We start from the raw sequence: 16,722 nt of genomic DNA on the forward strand, positions 1-16,722 counted from the left end.
CGATCAGACACCGTTGTATTCCAAAAGCAGGGCCGACACGTCATCCTCGATCCGGCGTCCTTTCGGCATCGATTCCCGCATACGCCAGTAGAGATCGTCCAGAAATTCCCGGCCGCTATGGGCCGGATCCGCGGCGCGCACCAGGTCGAGCAGGCCATCCCGCCCCAACATGTCGCCGTCGGCCGTCGGGCATTCCGTGATGCCGTCGGAATAGATCAACAGCCGGTCCCCCGGCTTCAACTCAAGCTCGAAACTGTCGCAGACCAGATCCGGCAACAGCCCAATGGGCATGCCGCCACCGCCGAGGAATTCGGCCGACCCGTCCGCGCGAAGCAGCAACGGATGCGGATGTCCGCATTGAACGAGCCGCAACGTTCCGTCATAAAGGTTCACCGTGCCATAGACCATGGTGAAATATTCGTCGGTGCCGACATCGGCAAGCAGCCGGGCGTTCAGCATCCGCGCCACCTCGACCGGCGGCTTCAGACCGTAGAACGCATATTGCAGCCGCTCCATCGCGACGTTCTGATCGAAATGCGTGCCGGACAGATAACCGGCCAGCCGCGCCGTCATCAGCGCCGACGTCACGCCATGCCCGGAGACGTCAATGCCGTAAAACCCCACTCGGTTCACGCCCGGCGAGAACAGCCCGACCAGATCGCCGCCGACATGCCCGCACGGCTTGAGCAGCAGACTGAAACGTGATGCACCGAAAGACCGTTCCAGCTCGGGAACCAGAGATTTCTGGATTTCCCGCGCCTGCCTGAGATCCTGATTGATCCGTCCATAGACGGACTGGAGTTCTTCCAGCGTCTCCGAGATCACACGATTCTTCTCGGACAGTTCGCGCTGCATTGCGAGAATCCGCATTCCGGCCTTGATCCTGGCGCGAAGCTCTCCGGAATTGACGGGCTTTGTCAGGAAATCGTCGGCCCCGGCGTCCAGCCCGCGCGCAATCTCCGCCTTTTCGTTCTTGGAGGTGAGGAGGATGAAGTATCCGTAGCCGTCGCGCGGCAATTCCCGGAAGGCACGACAGAATTCCGGACCGCTCATCCCCGGCATCACCCAGTCCGACAGCACGAGATCCGGCGGTGACGTCGCGCAAAGCGCGAGCGCCGCCTCGGCACTTTCGGCCTCTTCCACCCTGAAGCCCCATTTCCGCAAAGAGCCAACCAGAATCCGGCGCTGCAGGCGGCTGTCATCGACAACCAAAATCCGGCGCACGGTGTCCGTTCCCGACCTGGAGTCCGACCGAAGCCCTGCCTGCACCGCTGTCGCCACTGTATCCGGTTCCAAACCCAAAATCCGTCTCACGTCGCGGTAACGCTGGCAGTGATTCCCTAACAGGGACTGAAAATTAAAACTCGAACCGACCGGCTGCCGCCCTTAACCCGAGCTTTACACTTGGCGCCTTATCGCTGGTCGCGATGCGGCGTGTGGCGACGGCAGGTGGAACATGATCGAATGGTCACGTGTAAATGAACTGCGCGAAGAGGTCGGAGAGAGCGACTTCAAGGAAGTCGTGGACCTTTTCCTGGAAGAAGTCTCCGAGGCTCTCGATCGACTGAGCAGCTCACAGGGCAGCGCGGAAGAACACCTCCATTTCCTGAAAGGCTGTGCTCTCAGCCTCGGATTCGAAACCCTGGCGCAATTGTGCGAACGATACGAGAGGCAGGCGGCCGGCGCCCAGCCCGTGGACGTGAGCGCGATCGTCGCCTGCTTTGACCGGTCCAGGTCGGAATTTCTTTCCGGTCTGTCTCGCGACACCGCGGCCTGAGCGTCAGTCAGATCACGAATTGAGCCAGCAGTTCATCGTTGGTGATGTCGGTATAGACGAATCCGGCTGCGTCCAGTCGCTCGAACAGCCGGGCAAAGTTCTGGGGCTGCGATGTTTCGATCCCGATCAGGACGGAACCGAAGTTGCGCGCGGATTTCTTCATGTATTCAAAGCGGGCAATGTCGTCATCCGGCCCAAGCACGTTCAGAAACTCGCGCAACGCACCAGGCCGCTGTGGCAGGCGCAGGATCAAGTATTTCTTTACGCCCGAGTAGCGCTGGGCCCGCTCCTTGACCTCGGGGAGCCGCTCGAAGTCGAAATTCCCACCGGACGTCACGCAGACCACCGTCTTGCCCCTTATCTGGCCTTCGATGTCCGCAAGAGCGTCGATCGACAGGGCCCCGGCCGGCTCCAGAACGATACCCTCGACATTCAGCATCTCGATCATCGTGGTGCACAGGCGGTCTTCGGGAATGGACAGCACCGACTGCGCCGGAACGTCCCGCAGCCGCGCAAAGGTCCGCTCCCCGACCCGCGCCACCGCCGCGCCGTCAACGAAATTGTCCACCTTTTTCAACGTCACCGGATGGCCGACCCGCAACGCGGCCGCCAGGCTGGCGCCGCCAGCCGGTTCCGCGAGTGTCAACAGTGCGTGGGGAAAATACGAGTGCACGCCTGCAGCCAGGCCGCCGCCACCGACCGGAAGCACCAGCCGGTCGGGCGCACGGCCGAACTCCGCCTCGACCTCGACCGCAACGGTGGCCTGACCCTCGATCACGTCGTCGTCGTCGAATGGCGCGAGGAAATGCGCGCCCTTGTCGGCACAGAACGCCTGCGCCGCGGCCAACGTGTCATCGAAATAGTCGCCGGTCAGGTGGATCTCGACATTCTCTCCGCCGAACATCCGGGTCTTCATGATCTTCTGCTGCGGCGTCGTCACCGGCATGAAGATGTCGCCCCGCACCCCGAAATGGCGGCACATGAAAGCCACCCCCTGCGCGTGATTGCCGGCACTGGCGCAGACGAAACGGTCAACCGACGGATTCGCCGCGCGCGCCTTGCGCATCGCATTGAACGCGCCGCGCAGCTTGTAGGAGCGCACCGGGCTCAGATCCTCCCGCTTGAGCCAGATGTCGGCCGCAAACCGTTGGGAAAGATGCGCGTTGCGCTGCAGCGGCGTGGCCGGGAAAACCGCCCTCATCGCTCGCTCTGCGGCGCGCGCCATGTCGCGAAAATCACTCATGGCCTCTCTGTGGCCCAGCATCGCCGCCCGTGCAAGCCCGACCCGCCTTGCCCCGGCAGGGAAAACCGGCTAACCGACCCCGGATCCACGTTGATAGGGAGTGCCCCATGTCCGCGCCCAAGAAAGTTGTCCTCGCCTATTCCGGTGGTCTCGACACCTCGATCATCCTGAAATGGCTGCAAACCGAATACGGTTGCGAGGTGGTGACCTTCACCGCCGATCTCGGCCAAGGCGAAGAGCTGGAACCCGCCCGCAAGAAGGCCGAGATGCTGGGGATCAAGCCCGAAAACATCTATGTCGAGGACATCCGCGAAGAGTTCGTGCGCGACTTCGTCTTCCCGATGTTCCGCGCCAACGCGCTCTACGAAGGGCAGTATCTGCTGGGAACCTCGATCGCCCGCCCGCTGATTTCCAAACGCCTGATCGAGATCGCCGCCGAAACCGGCGCCGATGCGATCGCCCACGGCGCCACCGGCAAGGGCAACGATCAGGTGCGGTTCGAACTGGCAGCCTATGCGCTGAACCCCGACATCAAGGTGATCGCGCCGTGGCGCGAATGGAACCTGACCAGCCGGACCAAGCTGCTGGAGTTTGCCGAAGCGCACCAGATCCCGATCGCCAAGGACAAGCGGGGCGAGGCACCCTTCAGCGTGGACGCCAACCTGCTGCACACCTCCTCCGAAGGCAAGGTGCTCGAAGACCCGGCAGTCGAGGCGCCCGATTACGTCTATCAGCGCACCGTCCATCCCGAGGACGCGCCGAACGAGCCGGAGTATATCGAAATCGGTTTCGAACAGGGCGACCCCGTCAGCATCAACGGCGTGGCCATGTCGCCCGCCACCCTGCTGACCGAACTCAACGAATACGGGCGCAAACACGGCATCGGCCGGCTTGACCTGGTCGAAGGCCGCTTCGTCGGCATGAAATCCCGCGGCATCTACGAAACCCCCGGCGGCACAATCCTGCTGGCGGCGCATCGCGGCATGGAATCCATCACGCTGGACCGCGGCGCGATGCACCTCAAGGACGAGCTGATGCCGAAATACGCCGAACTGGTCTATTACGGCTTTTGGTATTCGCCCGAACGCGAAATGCTGCAGGCCGCGATCGACCTAAGCCAGAAACACGTCACCGGCACGGTGCGGATGAAACTCTACAAGGGTCTGGCCTCCTGCGTCGGCCGCTGGTCGGATCATTCGCTCTATTCCGAAGAACACGTCACCTTCGAGGAAGACGCCGGCGCCTACGATCAGAAGGATGCCGCCGGCTTCATCAAGCTGAACGCCCTGCGCCTGCGGCTTCTGGCGATGCGCGACCGGCGCACGGCCGGCTAACACGATGACGCCCGAGCGGGCCGCCGAATTCCTCGACGCGCAGGATCGCGTCTGGACCGCGGTCCGCTCGGAGCTTGCGCAGGGCCGCAAGACCAGCCACTGGATCTGGTTCGTCTTTCCGCAGCTGGCCTCGCTCGGCCGCTCGCCGACGTCCCGCCGCTTCGGCATCCGCGACCTTCGGGAAGCCGCCGACTACCTCGCCAATGACCGCCTCCGCGCCCGTCTGGAAGAGGCCGCCACCCTGATGCTCACCCATGCGGGCAAGAGCCCCGAGTCGGTCCTCGGCCCCATCGACGCGCTCAAACTCCGCTCGTCCATGACGCTCTTTTCGCGCGTGCCCGGTGCCAGCCCCCTGTTTCGCCAGGTTCTGGATACCTTCTACGACGGAACCCCCTGCCCGCTCACGCTGAAGGCCTTGGAAGAATCATGAACCCGGCTTCTTTCTGGTCCGAAATACCCTGGGGTGAATGCCCCGCAGGGGCAGAGGGGCAAAGCCCCTCACACACCGACCTTCACCGCCCGCAACCGTTCGTAGAACGGCATCGCAGCCTCCGCCAAACCCGCATATTCAGGCTCTAATCCGGGCAATTTGCCCTCCGGCCCCGCAAACCCGGTCGATCGGTGCACCGCCCCATACCAATGTGCGGCCCAGACCCCGTCTTCGGGGATGCCGCCCGCCGGCCAGCGCAGCATCTGCGGCCGCCAGTCCAGCCCGATCACCGCGCACAGCGCCCGCAATGCGGCCTCCGGGTTTTCCCGGATATCGTGACTGTCGATCACCACCGGCTCCTGCCCCAGCGCCTCGACGTGGTCGAACAATTCCACCTGCTGCCGGAACCCCAGATCGTCCAGCTCCGGCCCCTCGCGCTTGGCCGCATAACTCGCGACGACCCGCGCCGGATGGCGGATCAGGAACACGTTGACCACTTCGGCCATCCAGTCTCGCGGCATGCCCGGCACCATGTGATGCGTCATGTGCTTCTGGTAGTAATGCGCCTTTCCGCCCGGATTGGGTCCGACCAGTCCCTCCGCCACGATATCCGGGTCGGTGGGCTGCGAGGCCAGGATCGCCTCGCGCATGGGATGCTCCAGACCGGTCCGCGCCAGATAGGCCGCATAGAAGGGCTCGTCCACCACGGCGCAATCGCCGCGCGCAGCAAAGGCATACATCATCGCCGTGGACAGGTTGCGCGGCCCGGACCACATCGCGATCTTCATGCCCCGCACTCCCGTTCGATCAACGCCTTGTAAAGATCCCGAATACGCTTCGTTACCGGCCCCATCTCGCCGGTTCCGATCACCCGGCCGTCGATTTCGCCCACCGGAGTCTGCGCGCCGAACGTGCCGGTCAGAAAGGCCTCGTCCGCGCCATAAGTGTCTACGAGGCTGAAATTGCGCTCAAAGACCGGGATGCGGTTTTCCCGGCACAGCTCGATCACCTTGCGCCGGGTGATCCCGTTCATGCAATAGTCGCCGGTGCTGGTCCAGACCTCGCCACCGCGCACGATGAAGAAGTTGCAGGCATTGGTCGTGTTCACGAAACCATGCACGTCCAGCATCAGCGCCTCGTCCGCCCCGGCCTTTTCCGCCGCGATACAGGCCAGGATGCAGTTCAGCTTGGAATGGCTGTTCAGCTTGGGATCCTGCGTCATCGGCAGGCCCCGGATATGCGGCACGGTCGCCAGCCGCACGGGGCGCGGGATCTTCGGCCGGGAATGTTCCATGATGATGACCATGGTCGGACCCGACCGGCTGAGCGACGGATGCTGGAACGGACGCTCCTTGACCCCCCGCGTCACCATCAGCCGGGCATGGGCATCCGTGGTCATGCCATTCGCCCTTTGCGTCTCCAACAGGGCCGAAACCACGCCGTCGCGGTCCATCCCGATATCCAGGTCGATGGCCTTGGCCGCCTCGAACAGCCGGTCCATGTGCTCGTCGAGAAAGGCCCATTTGCCGTTGTAGAGCCGCAGCCCCTCCCAAACGCCGTCACCCAGCATGAAGCCGCTGTCATAGACGCTGACCATCGCTTCTGCCTTCGGCACGATACGACCGTTGACGTAGATCAGGATCTCTTCGTTCCGGGCGTCCTCTTCGGCCTGATGCGTGGTGATCTTGTCGTTCATCCTGTTCCCCAGGTTGCAATGATTGCATTCAACCGAACCGGGCTTCGTTGACGTCCTTCAGATCCGGTATCACGTCCGCCGTTCCCTGCCGCGTCACCATCAGCGCAGCCGCGCGGCTGGCAAGGCCGATCGCCTGCGGCATCGGCAGCCCCCGGTCCATCCCGGCCAGCACATAGCCGGTGAAGGTATCACCCGCCCCGGTGGTGTCCACCGGCGTCACCGGCATGGCGGGAAAATCACGCGATTCGCCCTTTTCAGTGTCTATGTAACGGGCCCCGCGCGCGCCCATCGTGACGATCACCTGCTTCACCGGCAGATCCTCGGGGCGTTTGCCGGTGGCGGCCTCGAGCTGCCCGGCCTCGACTTCGTTCAGGATCAGGAAATCCAACCACGGCAGCAGCGCCCGCACCGCGCCTGCATCAAAGGGTGCGGCAGCATAGCAGACGCGCAGACCCAGATCGCGCCCGATCCGCGCGGCGTCCTCCTGCCGGTTGGTTTCGTTCTGCAGCAGAAGAATGTCGCCCGCCTGCGCGGAACTCAGCGCAAGCCCCAGCGCATCGGCGGAAATCGCATGATTTGCCCCGGGATAGAGTATGATGCTGTTCTCGCCCCCCGGCTCAACGGCGATGATCGCGTGGCCGGTGGGTTCGGGCACCGTGGCGATGTGAGTGGTGTCCACACCGTATTCCATGAGCCGGTCCACCGCCCATTTCCCGTCGTGACCCACCGCGCCGATGTGATGCACCCTCGCCCCTGCCCGCGCCGTGGCGACGGACATGTTGGCCCCCTTGCCGCCGAGGAAATAGCGCAGCCCGTCCGAGGCCAGCGTTTCGCCCGGACGCGGCAGGCGCGGCACGGAATAGACCATATCCGCATTGATAGAGCCGAGATTCCAGATCGCCATGGCCTATTTGATGCCGCAGGCGGCCAGCACGGCCATGTTCAGGATGTCGTTCGCGGTCGCCACGGTGGAGCAGATCTGGATCGGCTTGTCCACGCCGGCCAGGATCGGCCCGATCACCGTGGCGCCGGCCATCTCCTGCATCAGCTTCGTCGAGATGCTGGCCGAATGCCGCGCGGGAACGATCAGGATGTTGGCCGGGCCGGTCAGCCGCTGGAACGGATAGGCCGCCTGCGCCTGCGCGTTCAGCGCAACGTCCACGGTCATTTCGCCTTCATATTCGAAATCCACCCCGCGCCGGTCCAGAACTTCGGGCGCGAGGTGCATCTTCTCTGCGCGTTCGGACACCGGATAGCCGAAGGTGGAAAAGCTGACGAAGGCCACGCGCGGCTCGAGCCCCAGATAGCGCGCCACGGTCGCGGCGCGTTCCGCGATGTTGGCCAGATCTTCGGGCTCCGGCCATTCATGCACCAGCGTGTCGCCGATCAGCACGATCCGACCCTTGTGCAACAGCGCGGTCACGCCCGCCGCCCCATGCGCCGCATCGGCGTCAAAGACGTGGTTGATCCGCTCCAGCACATGCGCCGACTTGCGGGTGGCGCCGGTCACCAGCGCGTCGCCATGCCCATGCGCCAGCATCAGCGCCGAGAACACGTGCCGGTCCCGCGCCGCCAGCCGGTGCACGTCCTTCTGGTCGAAACCCTTGCGCTGCAGCCGGCGATAGAGAAAGTCCCTGTAAGTCTCCAGGTGATCGGTATTGGCGGCGTTGACGACCTCGAGTTCGTCCACCGCATCGCCCAGCCCGGCGGCTTCCAGCTTGCGCTTCACGTCGTCCTCGCGCCCGACCACCAGCGCCTTGCCGAAACCGGACCGCTGATAGGTGACGGCGGCACGCAGCACGCGCGGATCGTCGCCCTCGGCAAAGATCATCCGCGACTGCGCGGCACGGGCGCGGACGTTCAGGCTGCGCAGGATGCTGGCCGTGGGGTCAAGCCGCGATTTCAGGCCCAGCTCATAGGCCTCCATGTCGATGATCGGCCGCCGCGCCGCCCCGGTATCCATCCCCGCCTTGGCCACGGCCGGCGGGATCCGGTGGATCAGGCGCGGATCGAAGGGCGTGGGCAGGATGTAGTCGCGGCCGAAGCTCAGCGTCTTGCCATAGGCCAGCGCCACCTCGTCCGGCACGTCCTCGCGGGCCAGTTCGGCAAGCGCATGGGCGCAGGCGATCTTCATTTCGTCATTGATCGCGCGCGCGTGGATGTCCAGCGCCCCCCGGAACAGGTAAGGAAAGCCCAGCACGTTGTTCACCTGGTTGGGATAGTCGCTGCGCCCCGTTGCCACGATCGCGTCGGGCCGCACGGCGTGCGCGTCTTCGGGGGTGATCTCGGGATCGGGGTTGGCCATGGCAAAAATCACCGGGTTTTCCGCCATGCTTTCGACCATCGCCTGCGTCACCGCGCCCTTGACGCTGACGCCCAGGAACACGTCGGCACCGACCATCGCCTCTTCCAGCGTGCGCAGGTCGGTCTTGACCGCGTGGGCCGACTTCCACTGGTTCATGCCCTCGGTCCGACCCTGATAGATCACGCCCTTGGTATCGCAAACGAAGCAGTTTTCATGCCGCGCGCCCATCCGCTTGAGCAGCTCGATGCAGGCGATCCCAGCCGCGCCGGCGCCGTTCAGGACGATTCTGACGTCCTCGATCTTCTTGCCACTCAGGTGCAGCGCGTTCAGCAGCCCCGCCGCGCAAATCACCGCCGTTCCGTGCTGGTCGTCGTGAAAGACGGGAATGTCCATCTCTTCCTTGAGCCGCTGCTCGATGATGAAACATTCCGGCGCCTTGATGTCCTCGAGGTTGATGCCGCCAAAGGTCGGCCCCATCAGCTTGACAGCGCAGATGAACTCTTCGGGATCTTCGGTGTCCAGCTCGATGTCGATGGAGTTCACGTCGGCGAACCGCTTGAACAGGACCGATTTGCCCTCCATCACCGGCTTGGAGCCCAGCGCGCCCAGATTGCCCAGCCCCAGTACCGCCGTGCCATTCGAAATCACCGCGACCAGGTTGCCCTTGTTGGTATAGTCATAGGCGGTTTCGGGCTTTTCGGCGATCACCTCGCAGGGCACCGCCACGCCGGGCGAATAGGCCAGCGACAGGTCGCGCTGGGTGGTCATGGGCACGGTGGCCTGCACCTCCCATTTGCCGGGCTGCGGTTCGTGGTGAAAGGCAAGCGCCTCTTCGGCGGTGATCTTGGTTTTGGTCATGGTCCGGCGTGATGTTCTGTTGCGGCTGCGGCGTCTTACCGTAGGGAGGGTTTGCCCTCAACGGCAAGTCGTTTTCGCCTTTCGTCGCAGGGGCGGCATTTGTTATGTCCCGTGGCGTCACGAACCGGGGGTCCGTTTTGTCCAACGTCACGCCGATGATGGCGCAATATCTCGAAATCAAGGCCGCGCACCCTGATGCGCTGCTGTTCTATCGCATGGGCGATTTCTACGAGATGTTCTTTGACGATGCCGTGGCCGCGGCCGAGGCGCTGGACATCGCCCTGACCAAGCGCGGCAAGCATCAGGGCGCCGACATTCCGATGTGCGGCGTGCCAGTGCATTCCGCCGAGGGCTATCTGCTGACGCTCATCCGCAAGGGCTTTCGCGTCGCCGTCTGCGAACAGATGGAAGATCCGGCCGAGGCGAAGAAGCGCGGCTCCAAGGCCGTGGTCCGGCGCGAGGTGGTGCGGCTGGTCACGCCGGGCACGCTGACCGAGGACTCGCTGCTCGAGGCGCGGCGGCACAACTTTCTGGCGGCATGGTCGGTGGTGCGCGATCAGGCCGCGCTGGCCTGGGCCGACATTTCGACGGGCGCGTTCCACGTCATGCCGCTGGCCGCCGTGCGGCTGGGGCCGGAACTGGCACGCCTCGCCCCGTCCGAACTGATCGTGTCCGAGGCGCAGGAACCCGAGATCCGCGAAACCGCCACGGACATGGGCGTGCAGGTGACGCCGCTAGGGCGCGCGAGTTTCGACAGCACTGCGGCCGAGAAACGGATCTGCGAACTGTTCCGCGTCGGCGCGCTGGACGCGTTCGGCAGTTTCACCCGCGCCGAAGTCTCCGCGATTGGGGCACTGATCGACTATCTGGACATCACGCAAAAGGGCAAGCTGCCGCTTTTGCAGGTGCCGCAGCGCGAAACCCAGGATCGCGTGGTGCAGATCGATGCGGCCACGCGGCGCAACCTGGAACTCACGCGGTCGCTGTCGGGGGGTCGGACCGGCTCGCTTCTGTCGGTGATCGATCGGACCGTGACGCCGGGCGGCGCGCGGCTTCTGGAACAGCGGATCGCCAGCCCCTCCCGCGATCCGGACACGATCCATGCGCGGCTGGATGCGGTGCAGTTTTGCGCCGAACAGAGCCTGATTTCCGACGATCTGCGCGCGGCCCTGCGCAAGACGCCGGACCTTGACCGTGCGCTGTCTCGGCTGTCGCTGGACCGGGGCGGCCCGCGCGATCTGGCCGCGGTCCGCAACGGGCTGGCGCAGGCCGAGGCGATCTCGCAGATCTGCGCCGGTGCCGATCTGCCCCCGCTTCTGGCGCAGGCCGCCGAGCAGCTATCCGGGTTCGAGGATCTGTCGGCCCTGCTCGACTCCGCCCTAGTTGCCGACCCGCCGCTGCTGGCGCGCGATGGCGGGTTCATTGCCGCCGGCCATGACCCCGAACTGGACGAAGCGCGCCAGTTGCGCGACGAAGGCCGTTCGGTGATCGCGGGCCTGCAAAGAAAATATGTGGAGCTCACCGGTATCCAGTCGCTGAAGGTCAAGCACAACAACGTGCTGGGCTATTTCGTTGAAACCACGGCAACCCATGCCGACCGGATGATGTCCCCCCCATTGTCGGAGACCTTCATCCACCGCCAGACCACGGCCAATCAGGTGCGTTTCACCACCGTTGAACTCAGCGAGCTCGAAACGCGTATCCTGAACGCTGGCAATCGGGCGCTCGAGATCGAAAAGCGGCTCTATCAAGGTCTTTCCGACGCCGTTCTGGCCGAAGCCGCCCGCCTGCACCAGGCCGCGCGCGCGCTCGCGGAAATCGACCTCGCAACCGCGCTGGCCGATCTTGCGGTGGCGGAAAACTGGTGCCGTCCCCGCGTGGACGACAGCCGCGCCTTTGCCATCGAGGCCGGCCGCCACCCAGTGGTGGAACACGCGCTTCGCCAGCAGGGGGGTGAGCCGTTCATTGCCAACGACTGCGACCTGACCGCGACGGACGGCGCGGCGATCTGGCTGCTGACGGGTCCGAACATGGCGGGGAAATCTACCTTTCTGCGCCAGAACGCCCTGATTGCCCTGCTGGCGCAGATGGGCAGCTTCGTGCCTGCCGACCGCGCCCATATCGGGCTGGTGAGTCAGCTGTTCAGCCGGGTCGGTGCGTCCGACGACCTCGCGCGCGGGCGCTCCACCTTCATGGTGGAAATGGTGGAAACCGCCGCCATCCTGAACCAGGCCGATGACCGCGCGCTGGTGATTCTCGACGAAATCGGCCGCGGCACCGCGACATGGGACGGGCTGTCGATCGCCTGGGCCACGCTGGAACACCTGCACGCCGCCAACCGCTGCCGCGCGCTGTTCGCCACCCACTACCACGAATTGACGGCGCTGGCCGGCAAGCTCGAGGGCGTTGAGAACGCCACCGTCGCGGTCAAGGAATGGGAAGGCGAGGTGATCTTTCTGCACGAGGTGCACAAGGGCGCGGCCGACCGCTCCTACGGCGTGCAGGTCGCCCAGCTGGCCGGGTTGCCGCAATCGGTGGTGGAGCGCGCCCGCGTTGTGCTCGAGGCGCTGGAAAAGGGCGAACGCGAAGGCGGCGCCTCCAGCAAGACCCTGATCGACGACCTGCCGCTCTTTTCCGCCGCCCCCGCCGCGCCGCCCCCTGCCCCGGCCGGCCCCAGCGCCGTGGAACGGATGCTGGCGGAGATCCACCCCGACGAGCTCACGCCGAAACAGGCGCTGGATCTACTCTACAAACTGAAAGAGGCGGCCAGTTCCTGACCGCCCCGTTCTTCATCTTGCTGAAAATACTCCCGCCGGAGGCTCCCGAACTCTCCGCACGCGCCCCCGGTCCGGGTCAGCTTTCCTTCATCGACGACACGCCCACTTGCGCCGGGCGCAGCAGGCGGTCGTGCAACATGAAGCCTTCGGCCTGAACCTGGATGATGTCGCCGGCCTTGGTGCCCGGCACCGGGGCCTCGAACATGGCTTCGTGCAGCTGCGGGTCGAACTTGTCGCCGACCTCGGGGGCAATCACCTGGATGCCATGTTTCGAGAACACGTTGAGCAGCTCGCGCATGGTCAGTTCCACGCCCTCGATCAGCGCCGCAGACACCTCGCGCTGTTCGTCGGTCGCCGAATCCAGCGCGCGCTTGAGGTTGTCATAGATCGGCAGCATGTCGCGCGCCAGGCGCGATCCGCCATATTGTTCTGCTTCGCGGCGGTCCCTCAGCGACCGCTTGCGCGTGTTCTCGGCCTCGGCCAGCGCGCGCAGCAGCTTGTCCTTCAGCTCGTCCCGTTCCGCCCGCACCGCATCCAGCTCGGCCTGTTCGGGGTCGATCTCCTCGGCCTGAACGGCCTGCTCCTCGGCCTCGGCCTGTTCGATGTCGTCCAGAAACTCTTGGTCCTTCGGCTCTGCCATGTTTCACCTCTAACTCCGGTCGGACAGCATCTTGCCGACCAGTTGAGCCGTGTAGTCCACGATCGGAACGATCCGGCCGTAATTCAGCCGCGTCGGCCCGATCACGCCCACGGCGCCAATAATCTTTCGGTCCGCGTTCATATAAGGAGAAACCACCAGAGATGAACCCGAAAGTGAGAAAAGTTTGTTCTCCGAGCCGATAAAAATGCGCACCCCGTCGCCCTCTTCGGTGAGTTCGAGGAATTCGGCGATGTCGCGCTTGCGTTCCAGGTCGTCGAACAGCACGCGGATCCGTTCCAGGTCCTCTTCATCGCTGGCGTCGTCAAGCAGGTTCGACCGGCCGCGCACGATCAGCCGGGTCGGCTCTTCGCCGCGGTCCTCCCAGACCACCAGCCCGCTTTCCACCAGTTCGCGGGCCAACTGGTCGATTTCCTGCCGGCGGGCGGCGATCTCTTTCTGGATCACCTGCCGGACCTCGCCCAGGGTCCGCCCCTCAATCATCGCGTTCAGGAAATTCGCCGCCTCGCGCATCGAACTGGGGGTCTGCCCCGGCGGCGGCGTGAACAGCCGGTTCTCCACATGCCCGTCGGCAAAGACCAGCACCACGAGCGCCCGATCGGGCGCCAGCGAAACGAATTCGATGTGGCGAATGGGCGCGTCATGCTTGGGCGTCAGCACCAGCGACGCCCCATGCGTGATGCCCGACAGGACCGACCCGACCCGATCCAGCATCTGATCCACATCCGCCGTGTTCGAGGACAGCGTGGCATCAATCTTCTCCCGGTCCTGCTCGTCCAAGGTGCGCACCTCGAGCAGACCGTCCACGAACATCCGAAGCCCCATCTGCGTGGGCACCCGGCCCGCGCTGACATGGGGGCTGTCCAGCAGTCCCAGATACTCCAGATCCTGCATCACGTTGCGAACAGTGGCGGCGCTGACCTTCTCGCTCATCGAGCGGGTCAGGGTGCGGCTGCCGACCGGATCGCCGGTTTCCAGATACGCCTCGACAACAAGGCGCAGGACTTCACGCGATCGGTCGTTCAATTCGTCCAGCAGTCTTGTCGTGTCGTTCATGGGCGTTACTCTCGGCTGAACAGCCGGAAAATGCTACAGGAAACATGCGTCGATCGGGGTTGCATCGCCCCATCTCCGGGCTGTATCCCCGCCGCGGCCAACAAAGGATTTCCCAATGCGACCGTCTGGAAGAGATTTAAGCGAAATGCGTCCGGTTTCAATCGAGACCGGCGTCACGAAACATGCCGAGGGATCGTGTCTGATCAGGATGGGCGACACCCATGTGCTGTGCACCGCCACGATCGAAGAGCGCGTGCCGCCCTTCATCAAGGGTTCGGGCCTTGGCTGGGTGACGGCGGAATACGGGATGCTTCCGCGCGCGACCAACACCCGGATGCGGCGCGAGGCCGCAGCGGGGAAACAGGGCGGTCGCACCGTCGAGATCCAGCGCCTGATCGGCCGCGCCCTGCGCGCCGGCGTTGACCGCGTGGCGCTGGGCGAACGGCAGATCACCATCGACTGCGACGTGATCCAGGCCGATGGCGGCACCCGTTGCGCCGCGATCACCGGCGGCTGGGTGGCGCTGCGGCTGGCGGTGGACAAGCTCATCAAGGCCGGGATCATTGCCTCCGATCCGCTTGTCGATCATGTCGCGGCGGTCAGCTGCGGCATCTATGCGGGTCAGCCGGTTCTCGATCTCGACTATCCCGAAGACAGCGAGGCCGGGGTGGACGGCAACTTCATCATGACCGGCGCGCACAAGCTGATCGAAGTGCAGATGAGCGCCGAAGGCGCGCTGTTTTCGCGCGATCAGATGAACACCCTTCTGGATCTTGCCGAAAAAGGCGTGTCGCAACTGGTCGAAGCGCAAAGGGCCGCGACGACATGACCCGCAAGTTCTCGGGCGAACGGCTTCTGGTCGCCACCCACAACAAGGGCAAGCTGGAAGAGGTCGCGCATCTGCTGGAACCCTACGGCGTCTCGGTCGTGGGGGCGGCGGAGATGAACCTGCCCGAGCCCGAGGAAACCGAGGAAACCTTTGTCGGAAATGCCCGGATCAAGGCGCATGCGGCGGCCAGGGCCACCGGCCTGCCCGCCCTGGCCGACGATTCGGGGCTCGAAATCGACGCGCTGGGCGGAGCGCCCGGCGTGCACACCGCCGACTGGGCGGAAACCCCGCAGGAGCGCGACTTCGTCATGGCGATGGAGCGGGTGCATCGCGAACTCGCCGCCTTGGGCGCGCCCGAGCCTCATATAGCCCGGTTCCGATGCACGCTGGTTCTGGCCTGGCCCGATGGGCATGACGAGGTATTCGACGGCACGATCGAGGGCCGGATCACTTGGCCCATGCGTGGCGATCAGGGCCACGGCTACGACCCGATCTTCATTCCGGAAGGCCACGACCTTACATTTGCCGAGATGGACCGCTGGGAAAAGAACAAGATCAGCCACCGGGGGCGCGCGGTCGCGGCCTTTGTCAAGGGCTGCTTTGGCTGAGGATTGGACAGAAGGGGGCTTCGGCCTCTACATCCACTGGCCCTATTGCGCGGCCAAATGCCCCTATTGCGACTTCAACAGCCATGTCGCGCGCCAAATTGACCAGGCGGCCTGGACCCGCGCCTATCTGGCCGAAATCGACCGGGTCGCCGGAGAATTGCCCGGCCGTGTTCTGAACAGCATCTATTTCGGCGGCGGCACGCCCAGCCTGATGCACCCCGACACGGTCGCCGCCGTGATCGACGCGGCGCGCGGGCGCTGGACGTTCGCCAATGACATCGAAATCACGCTCGAGGCCAATCCGGGCTCTGTCGAGGCCGGCCGTTTCGCCGGATACCGCGATGCCGGCGTCAATCGCGTGTCGATGGGGATTCAGGCGCTGAATGACGCCGATCTGCGCCGCCTGGGCCGGATCCACACCGTGGCAGAGGCCCGCGCGGCGTATGACGTCGCGCGGACCCGTTTCGACCGGGTGAGCTTCGACCTGATCTATGCCCGGCAGAATCAGTCCCTGGCCAACTGGCGTGCGGAACTGACCGAGGGCCTGGCGATGGCCGCCGATCACCTTTCGCTGTATCAGCTGACGATCGAGCCGGGCACCGCGTTCGGCGACCGCTACAAGCGAGGCAAGCTGAAGGGATTGCCGGCCGATGAATTGGCCGCCGACATGTATGACCTGACGCAGGAGCTTTGCGAAGCCCGCGGCCTGCCGGCCTACGAGGTGTCGAACCACGCCGTCCCCGGCATGGAATCGCAACACAATCTGATCTATTGGCGGTATGGCGACTATGCCGGAATCGGCCCCGGCGCGCATGGGCGGGTAACGATCCGGGAACAGCGGTTTGCCACGGAAACCCAGCTATCACCGACTGACTGGCTGCAAGCCGTGGCGCGCGGGTCCGGCGAATCCTTGCGCACGCCGCTGACTGGACCCGAACAAGCCGAAGAATACCTTATGATGGGCCTGCGGATTACCGAAGGCATCGACCTGCGCCGATACGCGGCACTTGCGGGCGATCCGCTTTCGGCCGAGGCGATCGCGGAACTGGAGTCGCTGGGCATGATCGCAACCGACGGAACGCGGCTGGCACCCACCCGGCAAGGCCGCACCGTGCTGAACGCGGTGTTGGCCAAACTGCTGGCGGGGTAAC

General features: G+C 64.7%; 15 protein-coding genes. 7 read left to right on the forward strand and 8 right to left on the reverse strand.

Annotated features, from left to right (window positions below; all coding sequences use genetic code 11):
- Positions 1–3: 3 nt before the first annotated feature.
- Positions 4–1,224 carry a PP2C family protein-serine/threonine phosphatase gene (locus tag C4S70_RS09225; RefSeq protein WP_235003771.1) on the reverse strand — a complete coding sequence of 407 codons (1,221 nt, stop codon included), beginning with the start codon at positions 1,222–1,224 and terminating at the stop codon, positions 4–6.
- A gap of 232 nt (positions 1,225–1,456) precedes the next feature.
- On the opposite strand from C4S70_RS09225, the gene C4S70_RS09230 reads away from it, so the two are divergent.
- The gene (locus C4S70_RS09230; protein ID WP_104007829.1) at positions 1,457–1,777 is read left to right on the forward strand and encodes an Hpt domain-containing protein; all 321 of its coding nucleotides are present in this window, start codon (positions 1,457–1,459) and stop codon (positions 1,775–1,777) included.
- 7 nt (positions 1,778–1,784) lie between these two features.
- On the opposite strand, the gene ilvA is transcribed toward C4S70_RS09230, so the two are convergent.
- Entirely contained in the window at positions 1,785–3,020 is a 1,236-nt protein-coding gene (ilvA, locus tag C4S70_RS09235) for a threonine ammonia-lyase IlvA (RefSeq protein ID WP_104007830.1), read from the reverse strand.
- A gap of 107 nt (positions 3,021–3,127) precedes the next feature.
- Between ilvA and C4S70_RS09240 the strand changes: the two genes are divergently transcribed.
- Together C4S70_RS09240 and C4S70_RS09245 are read left to right on the forward strand one after the other, a co-directional pair.
- Complete coding sequence (locus C4S70_RS09240) at positions 3,128–4,354, forward strand: argininosuccinate synthase (RefSeq protein ID WP_104007831.1); 1,227 nt, start codon at positions 3,128–3,130, stop codon at positions 4,352–4,354.
- Positions 4,355–4,358: 4 nt separating this feature from the next.
- Positions 4,359–4,784, forward strand: coding sequence for a DUF1810 domain-containing protein (locus C4S70_RS09245; RefSeq protein ID WP_104007832.1), 426 nt, complete (start codon positions 4,359–4,361; stop codon positions 4,782–4,784).
- 68 nt (positions 4,785–4,852) lie between these two features.
- Here the strand turns inward: C4S70_RS09245 and C4S70_RS09250 are convergent, their stop codons facing one another.
- The 4 genes from C4S70_RS09250 to C4S70_RS09265 are packed head-to-tail and all read right to left on the reverse strand — an operon-like array spanning position 4,853 to position 9,643.
- The gene (locus tag C4S70_RS09250) at positions 4,853–5,572 is read right to left on the reverse strand and encodes a sulfotransferase-like domain-containing protein (RefSeq protein ID WP_104007896.1); all 720 of its coding nucleotides are present in this window, start codon (positions 5,570–5,572) and stop codon (positions 4,853–4,855) included.
- The gene (locus C4S70_RS09255; RefSeq protein ID WP_104007833.1) at positions 5,569–6,480 is read right to left on the reverse strand and encodes a D-amino acid aminotransferase; all 912 of its coding nucleotides are present in this window, start codon (positions 6,478–6,480) and stop codon (positions 5,569–5,571) included. Before C4S70_RS09255 ends, C4S70_RS09250 begins: the two co-directional genes overlap by 4 nt.
- Positions 6,481–6,508: 28 nt before the next feature.
- Positions 6,509–7,384 carry a ribokinase gene (locus C4S70_RS09260; RefSeq protein ID WP_104007834.1) on the reverse strand — a complete coding sequence of 292 codons (876 nt, stop codon included), beginning with the start codon at positions 7,382–7,384 and terminating at the stop codon, positions 6,509–6,511.
- A gap of 3 nt (positions 7,385–7,387) precedes the next feature.
- A complete protein-coding gene (locus C4S70_RS09265; RefSeq protein WP_104007835.1) occupies positions 7,388–9,643 on the reverse strand; it encodes an NADP-dependent malic enzyme in 2,256 nt (751 codons plus the stop codon).
- A gap of 155 nt (positions 9,644–9,798) precedes the next feature.
- On the opposite strand from C4S70_RS09265, the gene mutS reads away from it, so the two are divergent.
- Positions 9,799–12,420: a DNA mismatch repair protein MutS gene (mutS, locus tag C4S70_RS09270; RefSeq protein ID WP_200822747.1), complete on the forward strand. Its 2,622-nt coding sequence runs from the start codon at positions 9,799–9,801 to the stop codon at positions 12,418–12,420.
- Between the two features lie 76 nt (positions 12,421–12,496).
- Here mutS and C4S70_RS09275 read toward each other — a convergent pair whose 3' ends face one another.
- Positions 12,497–13,060: a nucleotide exchange factor GrpE gene (locus tag C4S70_RS09275; RefSeq protein WP_104007836.1), complete on the reverse strand. Its 564-nt coding sequence runs from the start codon at positions 13,058–13,060 to the stop codon at positions 12,497–12,499.
- A 9-nt stretch (positions 13,061–13,069) separates the two neighbouring features.
- Entirely contained in the window at positions 13,070–14,134 is a 1,065-nt protein-coding gene (gene hrcA, locus C4S70_RS09280; RefSeq protein ID WP_104007837.1) for a heat-inducible transcriptional repressor HrcA, read from the reverse strand.
- 115 nt (positions 14,135–14,249) lie between these two features.
- On the opposite strand from hrcA, the gene rph reads away from it, so the two are divergent.
- From rph to hemW, 3 genes are read left to right on the forward strand one after another with little or no spacing between them, the layout of a single operon-like run.
- Complete coding sequence (gene rph, locus C4S70_RS09285; RefSeq protein WP_104007838.1) at positions 14,250–14,963, forward strand: ribonuclease PH; 714 nt, start codon at positions 14,250–14,252, stop codon at positions 14,961–14,963.
- Complete coding sequence (rdgB, locus tag C4S70_RS19070) at positions 14,960–15,571, forward strand: RdgB/HAM1 family non-canonical purine NTP pyrophosphatase (RefSeq protein ID WP_146064191.1); 612 nt, start codon at positions 14,960–14,962, stop codon at positions 15,569–15,571. The genes rph and rdgB overlap by 4 nt, the downstream gene beginning before the upstream one ends.
- Entirely contained in the window at positions 15,564–16,721 is a 1,158-nt protein-coding gene (gene hemW, locus C4S70_RS09290) for a radical SAM family heme chaperone HemW (RefSeq protein WP_235003772.1), read from the forward strand. Before rdgB ends, hemW begins: the two co-directional genes overlap by 8 nt.
- The last annotated feature ends 1 nt before the right edge of the window (position 16,722 follow it).

Origin of the sequence: Jhaorihella thermophila, from assembly GCF_900108275.1 — a bacterium.
Lineage (GTDB): Bacteria > Pseudomonadota > Alphaproteobacteria > Rhodobacterales > Rhodobacteraceae > Jhaorihella > Jhaorihella thermophila.